The following is a 6,307-nucleotide window of genomic DNA, read 5'->3' on the forward strand; positions in this document are numbered from 1 at the left end:
GGCCTGTACGCGTCCGGACGCGTGGGTCCGGCGGGGTGCGCCTGCGGTGTGCACGCGTCCGGCAGACCCCGGGCGAGGCGCCATCTGACATGCGAGGCGGGCGCCGCGTGGCTAGCGTCGTGGCATGAGTACAGTTCCGCGGCGCTTCGAGATCCTCCTGGTGCCCGCGCACGTGGTGGACCGCTCCGGTGCGAGGGTGGAGGACAGCGCGGTGCGTTCGGCGACCGTCGAGTACACCGGCGAGACGGGCGCGTCGGGCTATCCCCGCTATGCGGGCCACGGCATGGTGGCCGACATCGACCCGGCGACGCGCACGGTGGAGGCGCTCCTGGTGGACGGCTCGGAACTGGACTACGGGCTGACCGCGCTCGTCTCGGAGTACGACCAGAACTGACCGGCGCGGCTCCTCCGGCCCTTCCGGTCACAGCACCAGCCTGCCCCTCGTCAACGTCGAACTCCATGTGAATGACGCAAGTTGACGCACCGTCGGGACATCGCGGAATGTCTGCGCGACCACGGTGTCGCATGTGCGACCGGGCGGGACGACCGAGTGAAGCCGAGCCACTGGAGACGCCTCCATGCCCCTGCTCGACCCCAAGACATGGCAGTCCGTCGGACTTTCGGGAGGCGAGTCGGACGTCGTCGAGCCCGCCACCGGCGAAAGGCTCGGATCCGTACGCCTTGCCACGCCCGAGGACGTGTCCGTCGCCGCGCAGTCCGCCGCGGCAGCACAGTCCTCATGGGCGCGCACCCCGCATCCGGCACGGGCCGGTGTGCTCCGCCGGGCCGGGGACCTGTTCTCCGAGCACGCCGCCGAGCTGCGTGAATGGCTGGTCCGTGAGTCGGGTTCGATCCCGGGGAAGGCGGACTTCGAGCTGCATGTCGCCGCCCAGGAGTGCTACGAGGCCGCCGCGCTCGCGTCCCGCCCCGCCGGTCAGGTGCTGCGGAGCGAGCAGCCGCGTCTCTCCTACACGCGCCGTGTCCCGGCCGGGGTCGTCGGTGTGATCGCTCCGTTCAACGTCCCACTGGTCCTCGCCGTACGTTCCGTCGCCCCGGCCCTCGCGCTCGGCAATGCCGTTCTGCTGAAGCCCGACACACGCACCGCGGTCTGCGGCGGCCTCTCCCTCGCCGCAGTCCTCGCGGAGGCGGGACTTCCCGAGCGCCTGCTGCACGTTCTGCCGGGCGGCGCCGGCACGGGCCGCGCGCTGGTCGCGGAGCCCGGCGTCCCGGTGATCTCCTTCACCGGCTCGACGGCCGCAGGCCGCAGTGTGGGCGAATCGGCGGGCCGCCATCTCAAACGCGCCCACCTCGAACTGGGCGGCAACTCCGCCCTCGTGGTCCTGGAGGACGCCGACATCGAAGCCGCAGTCGCCCAGGCGTCCTGGGGCTCCTTCTTCCACCAGGGCCAGATCTGCATGACCAGCGGCCGGCACCTCGTCCACATCTCGTTGTACGACGAGTACGTCGATCGGCTCGCCGCGAAGGCGGACTCGCTCATGGTCGGTGATCCGCACCGTGAGCAGGTCCACCTCGGCCCTGTCATCGACCGCGCCCAGCTGAGCCGGATCCACCGCCTCGTGGAGACCAGCACGGCCCGCGGCGCCGTGCTCGCCGCCGGCGGCAAGCACAGCGATCTGTTCTACCGCCCGACCGTTCTCGTGGGCGTCGACGACCACACCCCCGCCTACGCGGAGGAGGTCTTCGGCCCGGTGGCGCCGGTCCGGCCGTTCCGCACGCTCGAGGAGGCCGCGGCGCTCGCGGCCGCCGGCCCGTACGGACTGTCACTGGGCATCGTCACCCGCGACACCGCGCTGGGGCTGGAACTCGCCGAGCGCATACCCACGGGCATCGCCCACATCAACGACCAGACGGTCGGCGACGAGGCGGTCGCCCCGTTCGGCGGTGTCGCCGCCTCGGGCACCGGCGCCCGTTTCGGCGGCGACGCCAATCTCGAGGCCTTCACCGAACTGCGCTGGACGACCCTGCGCCGCGAAGCCGCGGGCCACCCGTTCTGACCGTGGGGCGGGCCCGTTGCGGCGCGGGGCGGGCCCGGCCGCCGCATCCGTCGGAGTCCGGGCCCGCCGCCCGCGTCACTGTGTCTGCTGAGCGTCCTCGACGGACTTGCGCACCTCGTCCATGTCGAGCCCGCGGGCCTGGCCGATGACGTCCTCGAGCACCGGCTCGGGAAGAGCTCCGGGCTGTGCGAACACCGCGACGTTGTCACGGACGATCATCAGCGTCGGGATCGAGCGGATCTCGAAGGCCGCCGCCAGCTCCTGTTGCGCCTCGGTGTCGACCTTGGCGAAGACAAGATCGGGATGACGTTCTGAGGCCTTCTCGAAGACCGGGGCGAACTGGCGGCACGGCCCGCACCAGGAAGCCCAGAAGTCGATCAGGACGAAGTCATTGTCAGTTACCACCTGATCGAAGTTTTCCTTGGTGAGCTCAACGGTGCTCATTGCTTCCTACCTCTTCCTGGTGTCCGTCCGGACCCGCCCGCGTCAACCCATGAGGGGGGCGGCCGTATTCCGCCTGCCCATGTGGCCCCGGCGCACACGTGGCACGACACTGTCCGTATGACGGAAGCCGTGGAGTACGACGTGGTGGTGCTGGGGGCAGGGCCGACCGGGGAGAACGTGGCGGGCAGAACACGAGCCGCCGGGCTGAGTACCGCGGTGGTGGAGAGCGAACTCATCGGCGGCGAGTGCTCGTACTGGGCCTGCATGCCGAGCAAGGCACTGCTGCGGCCCGCCCTCACCCGCGCCGACGCGCGCAGGGTCCCCGGCGTACGCCAGGCCGTGCAGGGGCCGCTGGATTCCGCGGCGGTCCTCGCCCACCGTGACGAATTCGCCTCGCACTGGAAGGACGACGGCCAGGCCGCATGGCTGGACTCGATCGGCGCCCGTGTCTACCGCGGCCAGGGCAGACTGCAAGGCCCCCGGAAGGTCGTCGTCACCGGTCCGGAGGGCGAGCGCCATGTGCTGACCGCACGGCACGCCGTGGCGGTGTGCACCGGCAGCAGGGCCGTACTGCCCCGGCTGCCCGGGCTGGCCGGGGCCAGGGCATGGACCAGCCGGGAGGCGACCAGCGCACACGCGGTGCCGGGGCGCCTCGTCGTGATCGGCGGGGGAGTGGTGGGCACCGAGATGGCCACCGCCTGGCAGGCCCTCGGCGCGCAGGTCACCATGCTGGTGCGGAGCAAGGGCCTGCTGCCCAGAATGGAGCCGTTCGTCGGCGAGTACGTCGCCGAAGCGCTCACCGAGGCCGGCGCGGCCGTCCGTACGAACGTGTCCGTGGCCGCCGTTCGGCGCGACGACGGTGGAGGACCCGTCACGGTGGTCCTCGAGGACGGGGAGCTGATCGATGCCGACGAAGTCCTCTTCGCCACCGGCCGGGCACCGCGCACCGAGGACATCGGTCTGGAGACGGTGGGTCTGGAGCCGGGCTCCTGGCTGCCCGTCGACGACAGCTGCCGTGTCCGGGGCTCGGAGTGGCTGTACGGGGTCGGCGACGTCAACCGGCGTGCACTGCTGACCCACCAGGGCAAGTACCAGGCACGCATCGCGGGCGCCGCCATCGCGGCCCGCGCCCAGCACGTTCCGCTGCTGGAGACGGACCGCTGGGGCGCGCACTCCGCGACGGCCGACCACGACGCCGTCCCGCAGGTCGTCTTCACCGATCCCGAAGTGGCGGCCGTCGGGCTGTCCCTCGCCGAGGCCGAGGCGGCGGGCCACCGCGTGCGCGCGGTCGACCACGACCTGGCCGCCGTCGCCGGGGCCGGCCTCTACGTCGACAACTACCGAGGCCGTGCGCGCATGGTGGTCGACCTGGACCGGGAGATCCTGCTCGGGGTCACCTTCGCCGGACCGGGCGTGGGCGAACTGCTCCACTCGGCGACCATCGCGGTCGCGGGTGAGGTCCCGATCGAAAGGCTGTGGCACGCGGTCCCGGCCTACCCGACCATCAGCGAAATCTGGCTCCGGCTGCTGGAGGCGTACCGGGGTTAGGCCGCTCTCCAGGGGTCGGTGACCGGGCCCGGCGCTTCGCCGTCCTCCCGGTCCGGACGGGCCCCGGGATTTCGGCCGACGCCGGGCCGGGCCTCTCCTCTGCCGAGGAGGCCGACACCGGCCCCCTTCGAGTGCCACGCGCACGCCCGGGCGACGGCCTCGGCGAGATCGGTGGGCGGGGCGTCCTCGGGGCCGGCAGCGGTCCTCTCCTCTTCCGAGGTGTCCTGCTCGCCGCGCACTGCGCCCGGGGCGGTCTCACCGGCGAACCCGCGGCGCGGACCACCGGTGAAGGCCCCGGCGTCGGAAACGGCGGCAAGATGCACCCGTTCGGCCCGTTCCGCCTCGCGCCGGCCCGGAGTGCGGGGTCTGCTGACATCGACCCACACCTCTGGGGAGGACCTGCGATGGCGGACGACGGAGTACCGGGCCCCGACGAGGACGCGAAGCGTTCGCGTGTGCCCGGCACGGACGGCGGCGGCACGGAGATCGAACAGTTGCGCAGCCGCGTCGCCGCGCTGGAGACCGCCCGGGCACCACGGCCCCCCCGGCACCGGTGGAGGTCCTTCTTCTCCGCGCTGCTCATTGTCATCGGCTGTGTCCTCGTACCCCTCGCCCTCGTCGCGGCGTGGACGTCGTCCGAGGTGGGGAACACCGACAGATACGTCGACACGGTCGCGCCCCTGGCCTCCGACCCCGATGTGCAGGCGGCCGCCGCGAACCGGGTCACCGACGCCGTGATGCAGCACATCGACCTGCCGACGCTGCTGGAGGGCATCGCCCCTGCCGACCGGCCCCTTCTCGACAAGGCGCTCGGAACGCTCGGCAACTCCCTGGAGAACGCCGTCCGCAGCTTCGTGCACGACAAGGCGCAGGAGATCCTCGCGTCGGAGACCTTCGACAGGATCTGGGTCGAGGCCAACCGCAGAGCCCACGCGGCCGTGGACAAGGCCCTGACGGGCAGTGGCGACAGCGCTTTGAAGATCAACAACAACTCGGTGACCGTCGACCTCGCACCCGTCATCGACCAGGTCAAACAGCGGCTCGTCGACGACGGGATGACGGTGGCCGCGAAGATCCCCGAGATCCACACCAACTTCACGATCCTGCGCGACGACCACATCGGCAGGGTCAAGACATACTTCCGGCTGCTCCAGATCGCCGGCTTCTGGCTGCCCGTACTCGCGGTCGTGCTCGTCGCGGCCGGTGTCCTGCTCGCCGTCCACCGCAGACGCACACTCGTGGTTGCGGCACTTGCGTTCGCCTTCGCCGCCCTGGTGCTGGGCTTCGCACTGACCGTCTTCCGCGTGGTGTATCTGAACGCGCTGCCGGACAGCGTCTCGCAGCCCGCCGCCGAGTCCGTCTACGACGCGCTGACGCGCTATCTGCGGACATCGGTGCGGATGGCCGCCGTGCTCGGTGTGGTCGTCGCGCTGGCGGCGTGGCTCTCCGGCCCGGGGCGCGCACCCACGCTCGTACGGCGGCTGTGGAACTCCGGTATCGGCGCCGTCCGCTCGACGGCCGACCACGCGGGCATGCGCACCGGTCCGGTCGGCCCGTTCGTCCGCCGCTACTACACATGGATCGTCTGGGTGCTTGTTGCGGCGGCGGTCCTGACGTTCGTCCTGTGGAGCTACCCCACGGGCTGGGTCGTCATCGTGATCGTGCTCGTGCTGCTCTTCGCGATGGCGGTGGTGCAGTTCCTCGCGGCCGGCGAGGACGGGCACGGCACGGACATGCCGGAACGGGGTGGGGCCGCGCGGTGAGGTGTGTCGCGCGGCCCCGGGGTGTGTGGGTGTGGGTTAGCCCTTGCGGGTGTTGATTTCCTGGGTGAGCTGGGGGACGACCTCGAAGAGGTCGCCGACGATGCCGTAGTCGACGAGGTCGAAGATCGGGGCTTCGGCGTCCTTGTTGATGGCGACGATGGTCTTGGAGGTCTGCATGCCGGCGCGGTGCTGGATGGCGCCGGAGATGCCGGAGGCGATGTAGAGCTGGGGGGAGACGCTCTTGCCGGTCTGGCCGACCTGGTTGGAGTGCGGGTACCAGCCGGCGTCGACCGCGGCGCGGGAGGCGCCGACGGCTGCGCCGAGGGAGTCGGCGAGGGCCTCGATCACGGAGAAGTTCTCGGCGCCGTTGACGCCACGGCCGCCGGAGACGACGATCGCGGCCTCGGTCAGCTCGGGGCGGCCGGTGGACTCGCGCGGGGTTCGGGAGACGATCCTGGTGCCGGTGGCCTGGGCGCCGAAGGAGACCGTCAGGGACTCGACGGTGCCGGCGGCCGGGGCCGGCTCGACCGGCGCCGA

At 71.6% G+C, this 6,307-nt stretch carries 7 protein-coding genes; 4 read left to right on the forward strand and 3 right to left on the reverse strand.

Features of this window, described 5'->3' with window-relative positions; genetic code table 11:
• Positions 1-124: 124 nt before the first annotated feature.
• Positions 125-394: a hypothetical protein gene (locus AC068D_RS04145; protein ID WP_478821354.1), complete on the forward strand. Its 270-nt coding sequence runs from the start codon at positions 125-127 to the stop codon at positions 392-394.
• A gap of 184 nt (positions 395-578) precedes the next feature.
• Entirely contained in the window at positions 579-2,015 is a 1,437-nt protein-coding gene (locus AC068D_RS04150; protein ID WP_478821355.1) for an aldehyde dehydrogenase family protein, read from the forward strand.
• A 75-nt stretch (positions 2,016-2,090) separates the two neighbouring features.
• Here the strand turns inward: AC068D_RS04150 and trxA are convergent, their stop codons facing one another.
• On the reverse strand, positions 2,091-2,459 hold the full coding sequence (gene trxA / locus AC068D_RS04155) for a thioredoxin (RefSeq protein ID WP_478821356.1): 369 nt from the start codon (positions 2,457-2,459) through the stop codon (positions 2,091-2,093).
• A 117-nt stretch (positions 2,460-2,576) separates the two neighbouring features.
• Between trxA and AC068D_RS04160 the strand changes: the two genes are divergently transcribed.
• Complete coding sequence (locus tag AC068D_RS04160; protein ID WP_478821357.1) at positions 2,577-4,007, forward strand: dihydrolipoyl dehydrogenase family protein; 1,431 nt, start codon at positions 2,577-2,579, stop codon at positions 4,005-4,007.
• Here AC068D_RS04160 and AC068D_RS04165 read toward each other — a convergent pair.
• Positions 4,004-4,393 (reverse strand): hypothetical protein, encoded by a 390-nt coding sequence (locus tag AC068D_RS04165; protein ID WP_478821358.1) that lies wholly within the window; start codon positions 4,391-4,393, stop codon positions 4,004-4,006. The two genes, AC068D_RS04160 and AC068D_RS04165, sit on opposite strands and share 4 nt — an antisense overlap.
• 18 nt (positions 4,394-4,411) lie before the next feature.
• On the opposite strand from AC068D_RS04165, the gene AC068D_RS04170 reads away from it, so the two are divergent.
• A complete protein-coding gene (locus tag AC068D_RS04170; RefSeq protein ID WP_478821359.1) occupies positions 4,412-5,770 on the forward strand; it encodes a hypothetical protein in 1,359 nt (452 codons plus the stop codon).
• A 36-nt stretch (positions 5,771-5,806) separates the two neighbouring features.
• On the opposite strand, the gene AC068D_RS04175 is transcribed toward AC068D_RS04170, so the two are convergent.
• Positions 5,807-6,307, reverse strand: a 501-nt coding sequence (locus AC068D_RS04175; protein ID WP_478821360.1) for an electron transfer flavoprotein subunit alpha/FixB family protein, incomplete at its 5' end; no start/stop codon positions are given.

The sequence above is a fragment of the Streptomyces sp. NPDC043861 genome, assembly GCF_056435905.1.